The sequence below is a fragment of the Nitratireductor aquibiodomus NL21 = JCM 21793 genome (genome assembly GCF_000615975.1).
Taxonomy (GTDB): Bacteria; Pseudomonadota; Alphaproteobacteria; order Rhizobiales; family Rhizobiaceae; genus Nitratireductor; species Nitratireductor aquibiodomus.
This window is the reverse complement of record NZ_BAMP01000008.1, coordinates 11,260-28,723: the sequence shown is the minus strand read 5'-3', so window position 1 is coordinate 28,723 and position 17,464 is coordinate 11,260. Positions and strand designations below refer to the sequence as shown.

At 61.9% G+C, this 17,464-nt stretch carries 13 protein-coding genes and 2 pseudogenes; 8 read left to right on the top strand and 7 right to left on the bottom strand.

Features of this window, described 5'->3' with window-relative positions:
* Nucleotides 1-82: 82 nt before the first annotated feature.
* Nucleotides 83-1,222 carry an efflux RND transporter periplasmic adaptor subunit gene (locus JCM21793_RS03950; protein WP_025029522.1) on the bottom strand — a complete coding sequence of 380 codons (1,140 nt, stop codon included), beginning with the start codon at nt 1,220-1,222 and terminating at the stop codon, nt 83-85.
* Between the two features lie 312 nt (nt 1,223-1,534).
* Here JCM21793_RS03950 and JCM21793_RS31145 point away from each other — a divergent pair.
* Nucleotides 1,535-1,660: pseudogene (locus tag JCM21793_RS31145) on the top strand (TetR family transcriptional regulator); the annotation flags it as partial.
* Nucleotides 1,661-2,185: 525 nt separating this feature from the next.
* On the opposite strand, the gene JCM21793_RS03940 reads toward JCM21793_RS31145, so the two are convergent.
* A complete protein-coding gene (locus JCM21793_RS03940) occupies nt 2,186-2,983 on the bottom strand; it encodes a 3-hydroxybutyrate dehydrogenase (RefSeq protein WP_025029520.1) in 798 nt (265 codons plus the stop codon).
* A 176-nt stretch (nt 2,984-3,159) separates the two neighbouring features.
* Between JCM21793_RS03940 and ispG the strand changes: the two genes are divergently transcribed.
* Nucleotides 3,160-4,437 (top strand): flavodoxin-dependent (E)-4-hydroxy-3-methylbut-2-enyl-diphosphate synthase, encoded by a 1,278-nt coding sequence (ispG, locus tag JCM21793_RS03935; RefSeq protein WP_007007565.1) that lies wholly within the window; start codon nt 3,160-3,162, stop codon nt 4,435-4,437.
* Nucleotides 4,438-4,440: 3 nt separating this feature from the next.
* Here ispG and JCM21793_RS03930 read toward each other — a convergent pair whose 3' ends face one another.
* Nucleotides 4,441-4,968, bottom strand: a complete 528-nt coding sequence (locus JCM21793_RS03930) for a MarR family winged helix-turn-helix transcriptional regulator (RefSeq protein ID WP_025029518.1) — start codon at nt 4,966-4,968, stop codon at nt 4,441-4,443.
* A 139-nt stretch (nt 4,969-5,107) separates the two neighbouring features.
* Here JCM21793_RS03930 and JCM21793_RS03925 point away from each other — a divergent pair, with 139 nt between their 5' ends.
* A complete protein-coding gene (locus JCM21793_RS03925; protein WP_025029517.1) occupies nt 5,108-5,443 on the top strand; it encodes a cupin domain-containing protein in 336 nt (111 codons plus the stop codon).
* Nucleotides 5,444-5,487: 44 nt separating this feature from the next.
* On the opposite strand, the gene JCM21793_RS03920 is transcribed toward JCM21793_RS03925, so the two are convergent.
* The gene (locus JCM21793_RS03920; RefSeq protein WP_036539548.1) at nt 5,488-7,947 is read right to left on the bottom strand and encodes a response regulator; all 2,460 of its coding nucleotides are present in this window, start codon (nt 7,945-7,947) and stop codon (nt 5,488-5,490) included.
* A gap of 193 nt (nt 7,948-8,140) precedes the next feature.
* Nucleotides 8,141-9,049, bottom strand: coding sequence for a polyprenyl synthetase family protein (locus JCM21793_RS03915; protein ID WP_051556111.1), 909 nt, complete (start codon nt 9,047-9,049; stop codon nt 8,141-8,143).
* Nucleotides 9,050-9,188: 139 nt separating this feature from the next.
* Here JCM21793_RS03915 and mtgA point away from each other — a divergent pair, with 139 nt between their 5' ends.
* Together mtgA and rpmF are read left to right on the top strand one after the other, a co-directional pair.
* Nucleotides 9,189-9,965 (top strand): monofunctional biosynthetic peptidoglycan transglycosylase, encoded by a 777-nt coding sequence (mtgA, locus tag JCM21793_RS03910; protein ID WP_025029514.1) that lies wholly within the window; start codon nt 9,189-9,191, stop codon nt 9,963-9,965.
* 152 nt (nt 9,966-10,117) lie between these two features.
* Complete coding sequence (gene rpmF / locus JCM21793_RS03905) at nt 10,118-10,300, top strand: 50S ribosomal protein L32 (RefSeq protein WP_007007560.1); 183 nt, start codon at nt 10,118-10,120, stop codon at nt 10,298-10,300.
* A gap of 61 nt (nt 10,301-10,361) precedes the next feature.
* Here rpmF and JCM21793_RS03900 read toward each other — a convergent pair whose 3' ends face one another.
* Together JCM21793_RS03900 and phaR are read right to left on the bottom strand one after the other, a co-directional pair.
* A complete protein-coding gene (locus JCM21793_RS03900) occupies nt 10,362-10,778 on the bottom strand; it encodes an ACT domain-containing protein (RefSeq protein ID WP_025029513.1) in 417 nt (138 codons plus the stop codon).
* Between the two features lie 48 nt (nt 10,779-10,826).
* Nucleotides 10,827-11,438 (bottom strand): polyhydroxyalkanoate synthesis repressor PhaR, encoded by a 612-nt coding sequence (gene phaR, locus JCM21793_RS03895; RefSeq protein WP_025029512.1) that lies wholly within the window; start codon nt 11,436-11,438, stop codon nt 10,827-10,829.
* Nucleotides 11,439-11,743: 305 nt separating this feature from the next.
* On the opposite strand from phaR, the gene JCM21793_RS03890 reads away from it, so the two are divergent.
* The 3 genes and pseudogenes from JCM21793_RS03890 (at nt 11,744) to JCM21793_RS24015 (ending at nt 17,464) form a co-directional block, all read left to right on the top strand.
* Nucleotides 11,744-12,928, top strand: coding sequence for an acetyl-CoA C-acetyltransferase (locus JCM21793_RS03890; protein ID WP_007007557.1), 1,185 nt, complete (start codon nt 11,744-11,746; stop codon nt 12,926-12,928).
* Nucleotides 12,929-13,037: 109 nt separating this feature from the next.
* Complete coding sequence (gene phbB / locus JCM21793_RS03885; protein ID WP_025029511.1) at nt 13,038-13,757, top strand: acetoacetyl-CoA reductase; 720 nt, start codon at nt 13,038-13,040, stop codon at nt 13,755-13,757.
* 667 nt (nt 13,758-14,424) lie between these two features.
* Nucleotides 14,425-17,464 (top strand): annotated as a pseudogene (locus tag JCM21793_RS24015) (helicase-related protein).

Here is a 17,464-nt window from a genome sequence, read left to right as displayed (position 1 = left end):
CGTTCTCCTGATAACGGAGGCGCTCTGTTTCGTTGTCTTGCAGCCTCCCGGGCGGAAACGAGTTCCGCCGTTGCGGACTGCCTCAGCGGCTGGTCATTTCAGAGGCGAGGACGCCGGCCAGTTCCCGTATCAGCTTCTGATCGGCAGCCTCGGTCTTCACCGCATCGCCCTCGGTCACCAGATCCTGCCCGGAAACGATCACCCGGGCGTCGGCCGGGATACCCGCAAGGAAGAGGGCGCGCGGCGTGTCGTCGACCAGATCGATGGGGTAGAACACGACCTTGCTGTCGTCATCGACGGCGCGGACGCCGAGTTCACCGTCCTCGTTCAGCGTAACCACGGAGCGCGGCAGGGCTACAGCCTCCACCGGCTCGGCATGGATGTTGATCTCCGCGGTCATGCCCGCTGGAATGTCGCCGTCCGGATTGGGTACCGCCACTTCGATGCGGAAGGTGCGGGTCTGTTCCGATGCTTCACGGCTGACGAAGCGCACTTCGCCTCTGACACTGGAGCCGTTGACAAGCCGAACCTCCGCACCGTCGCCGACATCGACGGAACCGAGATCGTGTTCGCTGACCTCGCCCACGGCAATCACCGGGTCGAGTTTGATCAGCGTGGCGACTTCCTGGCCCTGCATGGCGGAGGAACCGAGCTCCACGTCGACTTTATCTATGATGCCGTCGAAGGGTGCGCGAACCGTAATGCGTGCAAGGTCGGCTTCGGCCGCTTCAAGCTGTGAGCGGGCGGTGGCCAATGCAGAACGAGCGCTGTCGAGTTGCAGCCGTGCCAGATTTCCGGACTTGGCCAGACGGTCAGCGGCTTCGGATTCAGCCTCGCGCTGTGCCAGGACCTGGCGCGCGGTTTCGACCGCAGCTTCCTTGCCTTCGGTCTCAAGCCTCAGGATCAGGTCGCCAGCGGAGATATTGTCACCTTTGGAAACCGGCAGTTCTGAAACGACGCCACCGGCACGCAGGGCCAGGGCGGAGCGCTTGTCTGCAGCAGTCTTGCCGGAAACGCGGATGGTGCGTGAATGATCGATGCGCGGCGGCGTGGCGACGGTTACCGTCTGCGCTTCCGCAGGCTTGTTCTCCGGACGCTGCGCAACGGTCTCTGTTTCCTCGCTGGCGCTGCCGACGGAGGAGAATTCCCCCGTAGCGATCCAGGCGGTTGTCGCGACCAGAACGGCAATCGCGGCAAGTTTATGCAACCTTATCTTCGGCATGTCGTTTTCCGATGCGATAGAGCCGGCCGGTCAAGTAAGGACTGGCCCGATATGGGGACTGCCCGCGCAGAATTCAATTCGCCTGGGCGCAAGGGCACGAAGCCCGTATCTTGCGACAAAAGCACGCTCCTATATCGCACGCGCGGGCTTTACAAAAGCCAAAGGGCTATTGCTCCTGACATCAACGAACGTTGGCCTGGAGCCAGAGTGCGGGCGAATAAAGGCGGCCTCTGCGCGCATGTTGCGCGAGGGTTGGGACATATTGACAAAATCCGTTATTTTGTCAATGGTCATTGAAAGAAAGTGCGTGCAATGAATCTGATCGCCAGATGTACCGATGATCCGAAGCGGGAGCGTATCCTTGATGGCGCCATGAAGGTGTTCCTCGCCTATGGCTTCGCGCGGACCACGATGGACGACATTGCCCGCTCGGCCGAGGTCTCCCGGCCCGCGCTGTACCTTCAGTTCCGCAACAAGGCCGATATTTTTCGCGCCATCGGCGCGTGTGTTCTCGAGCAGTCGCTCGAGGGTGCGCGGCAGGGACTGGCCGAAGACGGCACTTTTGGCGAGCGAATGATGACGGCGCTCGATCGCGCCCTGTTCGGACTGATTGAAACCATCGACCAGTCGGCGCACGGGCAGGAGATTCTCGATATGGAGAACAAGATCGCCGCCGACATCATCGCCGAGTGGCGTGACGGGCTCACCTCCATCGTTGAGGCGGCGGTGGCGGACGAGGCAGCCCGGACGCATGCCGATCTTGAGGGGCAAGGGCTCTCAGCGCGCGGGCTGGCGGAGATCCTGCTTGACGGTCTCGAAGGCATGCGCATGCGCGGACTGTGCGGCAAGCCGGCGATAGAAGGCGCGCGACGGCTAGTACGCATTCTCGAGATTTCCATGGCCGCGGCGCAGCGGGGCGCGGCTGAGGCCTTGATCCGGGACGTTTGCATTCCTGGAATTTCTCTACTGTGCCGTCCAGCCGCCATCCATGGGCAAGGCTGTGCCGGTCATCTGGGCCGCATGGCTGGAGCACAGGAAGATCACCAGTCCACCCAGTTCCTCAATGGTGACAAATTCGCGGGTCGGCTGTCTGGCGAGCATCACTTCGCGTACGACCGTCTCACGATCCATGCCATGCACTTTCATCTGGTCGGGAATCTGCGCTTCCACCAGAGGCGTGAGCACATAGCCGGGACAGATAGCGTTGCAGGTGATGCCGGTCTCAGCCAGTTCCAGAGCGACTGTCTTGGTCAGGCCCACGACGCCATGCTTTGCGGCCACATAGGCGGATTTGAAGGGCGAGGCGCGCAAGCCGTGCGCCGACGCTATGTTGACGATGCGACCGCTGCCGGCCTTCTTCATGTGCGGGATCGCAGCGGCGATGGTGTGGAAGGATGACGAAAGATTGATCGCCAGAATGGCGTTCCACTTTTCGACGGGAAACTCCTCGACCGGAGCGACATGCTGGATGCCGGCGTTGTTGACGAGAATATCGACGCCACCGAAGCGCTTTGCGGCCTGTTCGACAAGATCGCGACAGGCGTTCGCGTCCGACATGTCGGCGCTCGCGTAGGCCGCTTCCACGCCGTGATCATCGGCAAGCTTCTTTGCGAGAGCGTGGTCGTCGGCGCTGTCGGTGAACGAGTTCAGCACGATGTTGCAGCCGCTGGCTGCCAGCGCTTCGGCAACACCGAGGCCGATGCCGGAGGTTGAGCCGGTGATGACAGCCGTCCGATTGTGATTGCCCGGTTCGTCCTGCATGGCATGGCCCTTCGTTGAAGCTGGGGAAACTGAAGTGATGCTGCAACGCAGCAAAGCGACGGATGCAGACGCTGTCAAGCGAGCCGATCTGCGCAAATGCGCTTCTGCGCCATTGACATTCGGGCCGGTCTCGGCCACCTCAAGCCCGATACGGCTGAAAACGGGACAGTTCCCCCATGACCGGAACATTCACGGCCAGCAAATCTGTGAGCGGCTATTTCTCTTCGCCATTCCCGCGGCGTGATGCGGTGGGTGTTGCCGTCGGCAACGTTATTGTCGGCGGGGATGCGCCCGTGGTCGTCCAGTCGATGACGAACACCGACACGGCGGATGTGGACCGCACGGTTGCACAGGTGGCGGCGCTTCACCGTGCGGGCTCCGAGCTGGTGCGCATCACGGTTGATCGCGACGAAGCTGCGGCTGCCGTCCCGCGTATCCGCGAGCGGCTGGAGCGTGTCGGCATTTTCGTCCCGCTGGTCGGCGATTTCCACTATATCGGCCACAAGCTGCTGGCCGATCATCCGGCTTGTGCAGAGGCGCTGGCGAAATATCGCATCAACCCCGGCAATGTCGGCTTCAAGGACAAGAAGGACCGCCAGTTCGCTGCGATCATCGAGACGGCGATCAAATACGACAAGCCGGTCCGCATCGGCGTCAACTGGGGGTCGCTCGACCAGGAGCTGCTGACGCGTCTGATGGACGAGAACCAGAACAATGGCTCGCCCATGACGGCGCAGGAGGTGACGCGCGAGGCCATCGTGCAGTCGGCGCTGCTTTCGGCGGAACTTGCCGAGGAGATCGGCCTCGGCCGTGACCGGATCATCTTGTCGGCCAAGGTGAGCCAGGTGCAGGACCTGATCGCGGTCTATACCGAGCTCGCACGGCGCTCCAACCATTCGCTGCATCTCGGGCTCACGGAAGCCGGGATGGGCACGAAGGGTATCGTTGCCTCGTCGGCGGCGATGGGCATCCTGCTGCAGCAGGGTATTGGCGACACGATCCGCATTTCCCTGACGCCGGAGCCCGGTGGCGACCGCACCCGCGAGGTGCAGGTGGCACAGGAGCTTCTGCAGACCATGGGCTTCCGCCAGTTTCTGCCGGTGGTTGCCGCATGCCCCGGTTGCGGCCGTACGACGTCGACCGTCTTTCAGGAGCTGGCCCAGAAGATCGAAGGCGATCTGCGCAAGAACATGCCGGTCTGGCGCAAGAAGTATCCGGGGGTGGAAAGCCTCAAGGTTGCGGTGATGGGCTGCATCGTCAACGGGCCGGGCGAATCCAAACATGCCGATATCGGCATTTCGCTGCCTGGCACGGGCGAAACTCCGGCTGCGCCGGTCTTCGTCGACGGCAGGAAGGCCGCGACGCTGCGGGGCGAGGACATCGCCGCGGAGTTTGAAAAAATGGTCGGCGACTATATCGAAAAGCGTTTCGGACCCCGCGAGGCGGCGGAATAAAGTTTAGTTTTCCCGGTCCGCCAGGTTTGACGTCACATTCTCGGTGAGCTCGCGCAACAGCTCCGCCAGAAGTTCACGGCGCGCGGCTGGCATTGACGCGAAGAGGGCAAGCTCGCTTTCCATGTCTGCCCGGAAGGCCTCTTCCGCACGCTTTATCCCGGTGCCCGTCAGACCGACGATCATGCTGCGCCCGTCCTCAGGCGAGGGGATACGCTCGACCAGGCCGGCCTTTTCAAGGCGTTTCAGCCTGTGTGTCAGGCCGCCCGAAGTGATCATCAGGGATTTGTAGAGTTCGGTTGGCGTCAGCCGGTAGGGCGGCCCCGCGCGGCGCAGGGTGGCGATGACGTCGAACTCGCCGCGATCAAGATCGAAGGCGGCGAAGGTTTCCTCGATACCGGGGCGGACGAGCATTGAAAGCCGGTAGATGCGGCCGAGAATGCTCATGGGGCTCGTGTCCAGATCGGGAAGCTCGCGCGCCCACTGCGCGCGCAGGCGATCGACATGATCCCCGCCGGTTTTCTCAATGCTCATGAAGGCCCTCAATCGTCTGCGACTCCGAATGGCTCACTATATATCTTGACACAAAGATATATTGCAACTATCTTTGCGTTAAGATACTTGCTCTCAGGCCATCGCCTGCGGACGCTCAAGGAGGAAGGGAGAGACAGCCATGTTTGAGATCATCCGACGCTCACAGCAGAAGCCAAGCCCGAAGGGAACCGTGACGTTCGAGGGAGAACCCTATGGCGGACAGGTTTCGATGTTTGTCATGAACAGTCCGCCCGGCCACGCCACCGGCCTGCACAAGCATCCCTATTCGGAAACCTGGGTGCTGCATTCGGGGGAGGCGGAGTTCACAGTGGGCGATGAGACTGTGCGGGCACATGCCGGCGATATTGTCGTCGTCCCGGCCGACACGCCGCACAGCTTTGCCAATGTCGGATCGGAACGTCTCGACATTGTGTGCATCCATGCGTCGGGGCGCATCGAGCAGGAGAACCTTTAAAGCATGCAGGCGGGGCCGGTGGGACAGGGGGTCACCGGTGTGTCTCAGGCGCTTGCGGTAAGCTGCTCCGGATCGTTGCGCCAGTGCGTGATCTTTTCGGCGAGTTTTTGCGGGGAGATCGGCTTGGGCAGATAATCGTCCATGCCCGCGCCCAGGCATTTTTCGCGGTCGCCCCTCAGAGCGTGCGCGGTGATGCCTATGATCGGTGTATGCGTGCCGCTGGCGGCTTCATGCTCCCGGATCGCGGCCGTTGCCTCGAAGCCGTTCATTTCCGGCATGGAAACGTCCATGAGAACGAGCCGGGGTTTCAGCGTGTGCAGCATCTCCACTGCCGTCTTGCCGTTGCCTGCAATTCTGTATTTCAAGCCCATTCCATCAAGAATCTGGCTGAACACCAGCTGGTTGACCTCGTTGTCCTCGGCGACCAGGACGTCGAGCGGCCCGTTGGCGCCGCGCGACCCCGAGAGACCGCGCTCGAGCGGTGTCGAGGCGTGAATCTGGATTGGCTTCGCCGGCGCAGGGGCATCGCCCTGCGGCTGGTCCGGGAGGGCTCGGCTTACCTGCATCACGGAGACGAGTGTTTCGAGAAGCATGGATGAGCGCGTCGGCTTGTTGAGATGGGCGGCGATGCCACATTCGCTGACGAGACGCGCGGTGTCGGTCTGATCGACCGATGTCAGGAGGACAAGCGGGATGCCAGCGAGTGCCGGATCGGTCTTGATCTTCTTGGCGACGTCGGCGCCGTTCATGTCGGGCATCTGGTAATCGAGGATCACGCAGTCCACGCGGGCGTCGAGCTGGGCAGAGCGCTGAAGGAAGGCAAGGCCAACGGCACCACTTTCCGCGGCTGCGCACTCGAACCCCCAGCTGTTCAGCTGTTCCAGAAGGATCTCGCGGTTGATCGCATTGTCGTCGATCACGAAAACACGGGCCCCGGAAACGTCGACGGGTGCTGTCACCTGTGTCGCGTTTGCCGTGTCGATGGCGAACGGCAGGGTGAAAACGAAGGTCGAGCCTTTTCCGACCTCGCTTGTTGCTTCAATCGAACCACCCATCAGTTCGGCGAGCTTCACGGCGATGGCGAGCCCGAGACCCGTTCCTTCGTGACGGCGGGTGGATGAGGAGTCGACCTGTGCGAACTTGTCGAAAACCGCTTCCAGCTTGTCCGGCGGGATGCCGATGCCGGTGTCTTCTACACGAACCGTAACCTGTGCAGTGTTGCCTTTGGTTTTCCCCGAAACGTCGATCAGTACGTGCCCCCGTTCGGTGAATTTTACGGCATTGCCGACGAGGTTCGTGGCGATCTGCCTGAAACGCCCGACATCGCCGATGAAAGACGCGGAGAGCTCCGGGTCGACCCGAACGATGAGTTCCAGATTCTTTTCGGCCACGCGGGAGGAGACGAGAGCTGCCACATCCTCAATCGCTTCCCTGATCCGGAAGGGCGCCTCGTCCAGTTTGAGCTGACCGGCATCGATTTTGGAGAAATCGAGAATGTCGTTGATGATCGTCAGAAGAGCGGTGCCGGACTTGACGATCACGTCGACGAACATCGCCTGACGCTGGTCGAGATTGGTGCGGGCGAGCAGTTCCGCCATGCCCATGACGCCATTCATCGGCGTGCGGATCTCGTGGCTCATATTGGCCAGGAACTCCGATTTCGTGCGGTCGGCGGATTGCGCTTTTATCTTCTCGGCGGCGAGCGAAATGTTAGCGCTGTGTAGCTCCTGGTGCGCTTTGGAAATGCGGCGGATCATTGGCTCAAAGATGCGAAGCGCAAGCAGGAGGCTTGCGCCAACCATGGCCCCGGCAACGCCGAAGAGACCCCACTGGAGGGTGCCATGGCTTTCGATCATCCCCGCATTGAGCAGATCGGAGATGCGTTTAAGCTCCGGGCGCACCTGCGTGTTGGCCAGTGTCTGCAGTTGTTTGAAAACGCGACGTGCCGTGGCGTTCTCATAGTCGGTGAACACCTCCAGCCTGTTGGCGAGCGAGATGATGTCGCGGATCTGGCTGCGGAGCGCCGGTTCCCCATTCTGGCCAAGCCAGATACGCCGCACCGAAGCCGGGACGGCATGGCCGGTGATGTCGGTAGCGGTCGGGGTGGTTTGCGGAACCGGTGCGCCAGCGTTTCCGCCGACCTGAAGGTTGCTGAGGCGCTGGCTTTCCAGCGTGGTTATTTGCCCGCTGATGGCGAATTCGAGCGCCTGATAGGCGTCCTTCAATCTGGCCAGAGCCATCTCAAGTTCGCTGTGGCTCGCTTCGGTCTCGGCTGCGCCGCCGTTTGAGAGGAGCTCGGCCTGCTCCAGTCGCAGCGCATTGTGAATCACGTCGTTGGTGGCATCGGCCATATGGCTGATGAACGCACCGAAGCGCACCTGGTTCTTGGTGACCTGTGTCTGCCAAAGCAGGAACCCCGTTCCCATGGCAACCGCGACCACGAATCCAATCAGAAGCACGAACAGGCGCCCGCGCATATACTGCTGTGTACCCACGGTAGGCATTACTCTTCCCAAGACATCCCCATCCCCGTAAGAATTGAATATCCGGATTAATGCCCGATTAACGCTAAAAGAATTTGTTTTTACATGGCCTTCCAAGATCGAAGGCAGCGCAGCGAAATGAAATACGCCGCGCAGAGAAGCAAGGCGAAGCTCACTTTTTCCGGTCAGAAGATAAAGATGCGGTGCGGTCGGGTTATTTCTGCCGGTCGGCCACAAATCGCGCGGTCTGCCGCAGGGTTTCGGCGCGCTCGCCGAATGGCTCCAGAATATCCTCTGCCTGGGCGACAAGCCCATTCAGCTGACGGCGCGTCCAGTCGACGCCGTGCAGGCCTGCCAGTGTCGCCTTGCCGGCAGCGGCGTCTTTGCCGGTCGCTTTGCCCATTGTCTCGCTGCTGGATGTGAGGTCCAGAAGATCGTCGGCCAACTGGAAGGCCAGTCCGATGGCTGCGCCGAATTCACCGAGACGTTCTATATCTGCCGGTTGTGCGCCTCCGATCACGCCGCCGGCCTCGCAGGCGTAGCGAATCAGGGCTCCCGTCTTCATGGCCTGAAGGCGAAGTATTTCTTCTTCACTGAGCCTCGAGCCTTCCGCGGCCAGGTCCAGCGCCTGCCCACCCGCCATGCCGCCGATACCGGAAGCGCGGGCAAGCCGGTTGACGAGCGCGAGCCGCGCTTCTGCTGGCAAGGGCGTCTCGGGGGCGCTCACAATGTCGAATGCGTAGGTCAACAGGCTGTCGCCAGCAAGGATCGCCGCGGCTTCGTCAAATGCGCGATGCACGGTCGGCTGGCCCCGCCGCAGATCGTCATCATCCATCGCCGGCAGGTCGTCATGGACGAGGGAGTAGCAATGCACGCATTCCAGCGCTGCCGCCACGCGCAGCGCCGCCACGTCGTCGCTCGTATCGAAAAGCGCGGCTGTTTCAAGAACGAGGAAGGGGCGGAGACGCTTGCCGCCGTTCAGCACGCCGTGGCGCATGGCCCTGAGCAGCCGTTCGGGCCGATAAAGCTCACCCTCAAGCGGACGGGCATCGAGCAGATCGCGCAGGGTGTTCTCCACCAGGCTCGCGCCGGCGGCCAGTTTCACCTCGAAGGGGAGTATCATTGTCTCTTCCATGCCCGGAGCGATGCCGCTAATGGGCGCCCGGGTCAAGCCCGATTGCCGGTGCCATTGCGCCGCAGGCATTGGACCGCTATGCGAAAAGCTGTTTTTTAGAGGCGTACATGACACCGGGGGAACAGGTTTGAGCGGCCCGACAGTCGATCCCGAGAAAAAACCGTCGACCAGAGGCGGCAGACGTCGTGGCCGCAGCGGCAAAACACGGACGGGGGCTGCGCGTCGCTGGCGGGGATGGCTTCTTCGCCGTGTTGTGATTGTCCTTGCCGTTCTGGCACTGATTCCCGCCGGGTTGACCATTCTCTACAAGGTCCCGTTCATTCATCCTGTCTCTACATTGATGCTGCGGGATCTGGCGACGCTTGAGGGGTATGACCGCCGCTGGAAAACGCTCGAGGAAATGGGCCCGCTGATCCAGTACTCCGTGATGATGTCGGAGGACGGGCAGTTCTGCGCCCATGACGGCATAGACTGGGCGGCGCTGAACCTTGTCATCAATGATGCGCTTTCCGGGGAAAAGGCCCGCGGCGCTTCCACCATTCCGATGCAGGCGGTGAAGAACCTCTATCTGTGGCAGGGCCGTTCCTTCGTTCGCAAGGGGCTGGAACTGCCCCTGGCCGTCTATCTGGACCTTGTGCTTTCCAAGCGGCGCATCCTTGAAATCTATCTGAACATCGTCGAGTGGGGACCGAACATCTATGGTGCTGAAGCTGCGGCGCAGCACTATTTCGGCCGACCGGCTTCCGAGCTTACCCGCCGGCAGGCGGCCCTTCTGGCGGTGACGCTGCCCAACCCGCTGGAGCGCAATCCGGCAAAGCCATCGGGCGGCCTCAACCGGCTCGCCGCAAACATCGAGCAGCGGGCGCGCAAGGCGGGCGGTTATGTGGGCTGCCTGAAACCCTGATTATGGCGATTCTCCAAAAAAATGCGCTGCGCCCCACTGGCCAAAACCCGTTTGGAGGTGTATAGGCACGCCGACTTCCAATTCCCGGCCGAAATGCTGGGCCCTGGATCAAGGGGCCGCAACGGCCTTTGACCGATTAGCGGAGCAGGACAATGGCTGTACCAAAAAGGAAAACGACGCCTTCGAAGCGCGGCATGCGCCGCTCGGCCGATGCCATCAAGGCACCGACCTATGTCGAAGACAAGAATTCGGGCGAGCTGCGTCGTCCGCACCACATCGACCTGAAGACCGGCATGTATCGCGGCCGTCAGGTTCTGGAGCCGAAGGACGCATAAGCGCCTACTCTCCACTGGATTGCGAAAAGACCGGTCTCTGGCCGGTCTTTTTTCGTTTGGGCTATTTGGTAGACTGTGCACGCTTCTGAACGCCCTGAAGCACCAGGAGCGCCTTTTCGGCCTGATTCCCGGGCACGAAGATGTGGTCGTGGTGGAAAGCGGCGATCACATTGCAGGGGATGTCTTCCTCCGCCAGAGCCGTGGCGACGGCCGCGGTGAGCCCGACACCGTCGAGTGCGGAATGGACCATAAGAACGATCCGGCGCATCGGCATGCCGGTGTCGAAGCCAAGCGCCTCTGCGCGCTCGAGGGAAAGCACCAGCGTCGTGCCTTCCTCTTCGATGAAGATACCCCTTGCGTCGCTGAACAGTGTCTGCGCGACGTCCGGTCTGACGCTGCATAAGATATAAATGTCTTCACCCAGAACCGGCGTCATACCGGAAAGCATGGCCAGCCTGTCGCGAATGGGGGAGGACATTTGGTGTTTCCCGGGAGGTGGTTTCGGTCCGCGGGTGTATCCGCCGGATCAGGTATCGCCCATTGAATCGATCTTGCGTTGCATTGCCGCGATCTGCTCCCGTAAGTCCTTCAGGTCATCGGACCGGGGGTTGTCGTCACCCGTTTCCGTGTCCGCGGCAGCGGGCTGTTCGGGTGCGCCGGGCATCGGCGTGAACATGCGCATGGCGTTCTGAAACATCTCGATGTTGCGGCGGGTCTGCTCCTCGACCATTTTCATGGGCGCCGACATGCCCATCATGTCCATGGAAGATGTGCCGAATGCTTTGTTCATCTGCTCGCGCATGCGTTCCTGTTCTTTCGAGAAGGCCATCATGGACTGTTCAAGAAAGCTCGGGACGACCATCTGCATCTGGTCGCCATAGAATGCGATGAGCTGGCGCAGGAACGACACCGGCAGCATGTTCTGGCCGTTGCGGTCGTTCTCCAGTTCGAAAATGATCTGGGTCAGCACCGAATGGGTGATGTCGTCGCCGGACTTGGCGTCCTGAACGACGAAATTCTCATCGCGCTTCACCATTTCGGCGAGGTCTTCCAGCGTCACGTAAGTGCTGGTGCCTGTGTTGTAGAGGCGGCGATTGGCATATTTCTTGATGACGATCGGGTCGTCCTTGGCTGGCATTACTGACCTCCCCGTAGCACGGTGTCTATGGCGTCGCGTCCGGCCGTCTCTTTGCGTCGACCTGGAAAAACGATGCCCTGGATTCAAGGACCATGGGCAGGATATGCGCAAAATCCGGTCGAATGAAAGCGGTTTTCGCAGTGGCGAAGACGCGAGCGCTTTCGTTCGGCACTGCGCATGGGTTGCTGCGCTGCACACATCCGTTTGACTCGGCCCTGATTAGCCGCGACAAATGCGGATAAGGACAGTCCGTCACATGGGCTGCACATTTTCGCGTGTATGCCTTTTCCAAGGGAGAACCTTCCATGTCGTCAGCCGAAGCCATTGTCGTCGCCAGCGCCGCCCGCACACCGGTCGGTTCCTTCAACGGGTCGTTCGCCACGGTGCCGGCGCATGAGCTGGGCGCTACCGCGATCCGCGAGGCGCTTTCGCGCGCCGGGGTGGCGCCGGAAGAGGTGAACGAGGTGATACTCGGTCAGGTGCTGACCGCGGGCCAGGGGCAGAACCCGGCGCGTCAGGCGTCGATCGCCGCCGGCCTGCCGAAAGAGACAACCGCCTGGGTGCTCAACCAGGTCTGCGGTTCGGGCCTTCGCACCATCGCCATCGGCATGCAGCAGATTGCAACCGGCGATGCCGACATCATCGTTGCCGGCGGGCAGGAATCGATGACCCTCTCGCCACATTGCGCCTATCTGCGTGCCGGCGTGAAAATGGGCGATTACTCGATGATCGACACGATGATCCGCGATGGTCTGTGGGATGCCTTCAACGGTTACCACATGGGCATCACGGCGGAAAATGTGGCGCGGCAGTTCCAGATCACGCGCGACGAGCAGGATGCTTTCGCGCTCGCCTCGCAGAACAAGGCGGAGGCCGCGCAGAAGACCGGGCGTTTCAAGGACGAGATCGTGCCGGTGACCGTCAAGAGCCGCAAGGGTGAGACGGTCGTCTCCGACGACGAATATATCCGCCATGGCGCGACGCTGGAGGGGATGCAGAAACTGCGCCCGGCCTTCGACAAGGAAGGCACCGTGACCGCGGCCAACGCGTCTGGCATCAATGATGGCGCTGCCGCTGTCGTGCTGATGCGCGAAAGCGAGGCGGAGCGCCGGGGCCTGACACCGCTCGTCCGCATCGCCTCGTGGGCAACGGCGGGTGTCGACCCGGCGATCATGGGCACCGGGCCGATCCCCGCGTCTCGCCGTGCTCTGGAGAAGGCTGGCTGGAAGGCGGAAGATCTCGATCTGGTCGAGGCCAACGAGGCTTTTGCCGCGCAGGCCTGCGCCGTCAATAAGGATATGGGCTGGAACCCGGAGATCGTGAACGTCAATGGCGGAGCGATTGCCATCGGGCATCCGATAGGAGCTTCTGGCACCCGCGTTTTCAACACGCTCGCCTTCGAAATGCGCCGCCGGGGCGCGAAGAAGGGGCTGGCGACACTTTGCATCGGTGGCGGGATGGGCGTCGCCATGTGCGTGGAAGCGCTGTAGGCTGATTGGCGGCGCGCCGCGGGAGACCGTTGCGCGCCAGCCGGATTATCGCTCAGGCACAATAGGGCGAAGGCGGCGGGGAACATTCATCTCAAGGGAGGCGATCTGCATGAAGACGGCACTTGTTACCGGGGGAACCCGTGGTATCGGCGCGGCGATAGCGACAGCTCTCAAAGAGGCGGGCTATCAGGTTGCGGCGAACTATGCGGGCAATGACGAGGCGGCGTCCCGGTTTACCGAGGAAACCGGCATCGCCACCTATAAATGGTCGATCGCCGACTATGACGCCTGTGCCGAGGGTGTGGCGAAGATCGAAGCCGATCTCGGGCCCGTAGATATTCTGGTCAACAATGCCGGGATCACGCGCGATGTGATGTTTCACAAGATGACGCCGGAAGACTGGCGCGCGGTGGTCGATGTCAATCTCAACGGCGTCTTCAATATGACGCATCAGGTTTTCGCCGGCATGCGCTCGCGCAAGTTTGGCCGGATCATCAGTATTTCCTCGATCAACGGTCAGAAAGGCCAGATGGGCCAGGCCAATTACTCGGCCGCCAAGGCCGGGGAGATCGGTTTCACCAAGGCGCTGGCCCAGGAGGGGGCGCGTTTCAATGTGACGGTGAATGCGATCTGCCCGGGCTATATCGCCACCGACATGGTGATGGCCGTGCCGGAAGCGGTGCGCGAGAAGATCATCGCGCAAATCCCGGTGGGGCGGCTGGGCGAGGCGTCGGAAATCGCACGGTCGGTGCTCTTCCTGGCGTCCGACGATGCAGGCTTCGTGACCGGCTCGACGCTGACCGTCAATGGCGGGCAATACTTCATCTGATGAAAATCAGGTATGCCGCGCCGTAAATTTTCGGGACGCTGTGGATCGATCATGGCGTTCCGGGCCCCTCGATCCTGTATCAATTTGAAGCAATTCGGTTAACGGAGCTTTCATCTTGCCGGAGCCGAGCTGTGGATAAGGTGTGCGCTGTCTGTCGACAGGCAGTGGAAAACACCAGATGTAGCGGTGAACGTAACGGGAACATTGCGATATCACTGATTCGTCGCTGATTCGTTCCGGGTTTGGTCGAAGTGTTAATGCCAGGTCTCCATCTGCACGGTGCGGCTGTTAACAGACGGTCAAATTTTCCTAACAAAATCTTATGCTTGTGCAGGGAAGAACGGACCTGCGTCTCCGCTGCCTGCAAAAGGTTAACGGTCACCCTTCCTTTGCGGCACTTCCCGTTTGACACAGATTCAGCATCTAGTTCCGCTTCCTCTGCGTCATACAGTATGTTGGGGTGAACAAAACGGGAAATCTGCAAAGTCAGTGATTCGTCGCCGATTCGTTCCAGACTCGTTCCAAACCTTAACGGATGCATGGATATGCGAAGGCATATGGCAGTCATTGTCGGGGGAATGACAGTCTTGCCTTGGAATGCGGAGGCAAAGCGTGCTAACCCGTGTGCTCGCCTTTTTTCGCTGAGGTAGACGGCTTTCCGGGCCCTATGAATTTCCAGAATCAGAACGCCAGCCCCCGGGTGCTTTCGGGGCGCAACGTCACAGCCATCCTCGGCCCTACCAACACGGGCAAGACGCATCTCGCCATCGAGCGCATGGTTGCGCATTCCAGCGGCATCATCGGTCTGCCGCTGCGCCTGCTTGCGCGCGAGGTCTATTCGCGCGTGGTCGCCAAGGTGGGCGAGCAGCATGTGGCACTGATAACCGGCGAGGAAAAGATTGCGCCGCCGGGGGCACGCTTTTCGGTGTGTACGGTGGAGGCCATGCCGCGTGAGGCCGATGTGGCCTTCGTTGCGATCGACGAGGTCCAGCTTGCCGCGGATCTCGAACGCGGCCACATTTTCACCGACCGTATCCTGCATCTGCGGGGCCGCGAGGAAACGTTGCTGCTCGGGGCCGGCACGATGCGTGGCATACTGGAAAAGCTCCTGCCGGGCCTCTCCGTCATCACCCGGCCGCGCATGTCGGTGCTCACCTATTCCGGCTCGCGCAAGATCACGCGGCTGCCGCGTCGCTCGGCCATCGTGGCGTTTTCCTCCGACGAGGTTTATGCCATTGGCGAACTGATCCGCCGCCAGCGCGGCGGGGTGGCCGTGGTGCTCGGCGCGCTGAGCCCCGCACGCGCAACGCACAGGTCGCGCTCTATCAGTCCGGCGATGTCGACTATCTGGTGGCGACGGATGCGATCGGCATGGGGCTCAACCTCGATGTCGATCACGTGGCCTTCGCGCAGAACCGCAAATTCGACGGTTTCCAGTATCGCGATCTTAATCCGGCGGAGCTCGGGCAGATTGCAGGCCGCGCCGGCCGGCACCTGCGCGACGGCACGTTTGGCGTTACCGGCCAGGTCGACCCCTTCGCCGATGAACTGGTCCACCGCATCGAGGCGCATGAGTTCGATCCCGTGAAGGTGCTGCAATGGCGCACCGCCTCATTTGATCTTTCCAGTGTCGATGCGCTCAAGGCGTCGCTCGATACGCCGCCGCCCGTGGACGGCCTGACGCGCGCGCTGCCGGCCGCCGATGCGAAAGTGCTCGAATTCCTTTCGCGTGACGGGGATGTCCGGGCGCTGGCCGAGGGACGCGAGCGTGTCGGGCTCCTGTGGGAGGCCTGTGTGCTGCCCGATTACCGGCGCATCGCACCGGCCCAGCACGCGGAAATTGTTGGTGCAGTCTTTTCTGATCTGGCGCGAATGGGCCATGTCGATGAAGACTACATGGCCGAACAGGTCAAGCGTGCCTCTTCCACCGAGGGGGACATCGACACGTTATCACAGCGGATCGCGCAGATTCGCACATGGACATTTGTCTCGCACAGGCCCGGATGGCTGGCCGATGCGACACACTGGCAGGAAAAAACACGAGAGATTGAGGACAGTTTGTCCGATGCGTTGCATGAGCGATTGACGAAACGCTTTGTGGACCGCAGGACTTCCGTGCTCATGAAGCGCCTGAGAGAGAATGCAATGCCGGAAGCAGAAATCAGCCCCGTTGGCGAAGTCCTTGTCGAGGGGCATCACGTTGGTGAGATGCTAGGGTTCCGCTTTACCGCCGACCGTTCGGCGGAAGGAGAGGACGCGCGCGCCGTAAAGGCTGCCGCCCAGAAAGCGCTTGCCGCCGAGTTTGAAACCCGCGCGGACCGTTTTGCCGCGTCGGGCAATGGGGACCTGGCGCTCGATTCCGACGGCCTGCTGCGCTGGCTCGGGCAGCCGATTGCCACTCTGGTGGCCGGTGAGGATGCGCTGAAGCCGCGCATCGTGCTCCTGGCCGACGAGCAGTTGACTGGACCGGCGCGCGACAAGGTCGCCGCCCGCGCCGAGCGCTTTGTGACCTATCAGGTCGAATCGCTCCTGAAGCCGCTGGTGGACCTGCGCGATACGGAAAGCCTGTCGGGCATGGCGCGTGGCATCGCCTTCCAGCTCGCCGAGAATTTTGGCGTTCTGAACCGCCGCACTGTGGCTGAAGACGTTCGGGCGCTGGACCAGGACGCGCGTGCATCGCTGCGTCGCCTCGGCGTGCGCTTCGGCGCGTATCACATCTTTGTCCCCGCGCTGATCAAGCCGGCACCGGCCGGTCTCCTGTCGCTTCTCTGGGCGCTCAAGAACGACGCAAAAGACAAGCCGGGCTATGGCGATGTGGTGGCCGCGCTTGCCGCCGGCCGCACGTCCATCGTGACCGATCCGGCCTTTGAGAAGGCCTTCTACGGTCTTGCGGGGTATCGCAATCTCGGCCGCCGTGCCGTGCGCGTCGACATCCTGGAACGCCTTGCGGACCTCATCCGTCCCGCGCTTTCCTGGAAGCCGGGAACGGGAGCACGTCCGGAGGGTGGTTATGACGGTGCGGCCTTTGTGGTCACGCCGGCGATGATGTCCATTCTTGGTGCGACTGCCGACGACATGGAGGCGATCCTCAAGGGGCTGGGCTATCGCGGGGACCGAAACCGGCCGAAGAGGTGGCGGCGCATCTGAAGGCGCTGGATGAGGCGGCGCATCTGAAGGCGCTGGATGAGGCGGCTGCGGAAAAGGATGCCACGCAGAAGGCCGAGGAGGGGGCCAAACCCGCCGAGCCTGTGGCTGAGGGCGCGGACGCTGCCACGCAGCCGAATGAGGAAGTGGCAGTGGAACCCGCCGTAGCGGAGACACCTGCAGAGCTCTCGGCGCCTGAGGCAGAGATCGAACCGGATGCGACGCCCGAGGCGGCGGCTGAAGCACCTGCTTCCGAAGCCCCGGCCGAAAAGCCAGCCGGCGAAGAAGAAGAACCCAAGCCGGTCCTCATCTGGCGGCAGGCCCGTTTTGACGGGCGCAAGCGCCATGGTGCAGGCAAGGGGAACCCGCGTCAGCAGGCGCGCGGGCGTCAGGAGCGTGACGGGGCCCAGAAGCGAGGCAAGCCGCACCGCAAGGATGGCGAAAAGCCGGGCTTCAAGCGCAAGGGCGCACCGCACCGCCCGCGTGAGGAGCGCCCGGCGCGCATTGATCCGGATTCACCCTTTGCGAAGCTCGCTGCCCTGAAGGACCAGCTGAAGAAGTAG

What these genes read in the sequence shown, in the direction of transcription:
- JCM21793_RS03950 (WP_025029522.1), bottom strand. Translation starts at nt 1,222, where the DNA reads ATGCCGAAGATAAGGTTGCATAAACTTGCCGCGATTGCCGTTCTGGTC.
- JCM21793_RS03940 (WP_025029520.1), bottom strand. Translation starts at nt 2,983, where the DNA reads ATGCAGGACGAACCGGGCAATCACAATCGGACGGCTGTCATCACCGGC.
- ispG (WP_007007565.1), top strand. Translation starts at nt 3,160, where the DNA reads ATGACCGGAACATTCACGGCCAGCAAATCTGTGAGCGGCTATTTCTCT.
- JCM21793_RS03930 (WP_025029518.1), bottom strand. Translation starts at nt 4,968, where the DNA reads ATGAGCATTGAGAAAACCGGCGGGGATCATGTCGATCGCCTGCGCGCG.
- JCM21793_RS03925 (WP_025029517.1), top strand. Translation starts at nt 5,108, where the DNA reads ATGTTTGAGATCATCCGACGCTCACAGCAGAAGCCAAGCCCGAAGGGA.
- JCM21793_RS03920 (WP_036539548.1), bottom strand. Translation starts at nt 7,947, where the DNA reads ATGCCTACCGTGGGTACACAGCAGTATATGCGCGGGCGCCTGTTCGTG.
- JCM21793_RS03915 (WP_051556111.1), bottom strand. Translation starts at nt 9,049, where the DNA reads ATGATACTCCCCTTCGAGGTGAAACTGGCCGCCGGCGCGAGCCTGGTG.
- rpmF (WP_007007560.1), top strand. Translation starts at nt 10,118, where the DNA reads ATGGCTGTACCAAAAAGGAAAACGACGCCTTCGAAGCGCGGCATGCGC.
- JCM21793_RS03900 (WP_025029513.1), bottom strand. Translation starts at nt 10,778, where the DNA reads ATGTCCTCCCCCATTCGCGACAGGCTGGCCATGCTTTCCGGTATGACG.
- phaR (WP_025029512.1), bottom strand. Translation starts at nt 11,438, where the DNA reads ATGCCAGCCAAGGACGACCCGATCGTCATCAAGAAATATGCCAATCGC.
- JCM21793_RS03890 (WP_007007557.1), top strand. Translation starts at nt 11,744, where the DNA reads ATGTCGTCAGCCGAAGCCATTGTCGTCGCCAGCGCCGCCCGCACACCG.
- phbB (WP_025029511.1), top strand. Translation starts at nt 13,038, where the DNA reads ATGAAGACGGCACTTGTTACCGGGGGAACCCGTGGTATCGGCGCGGCG.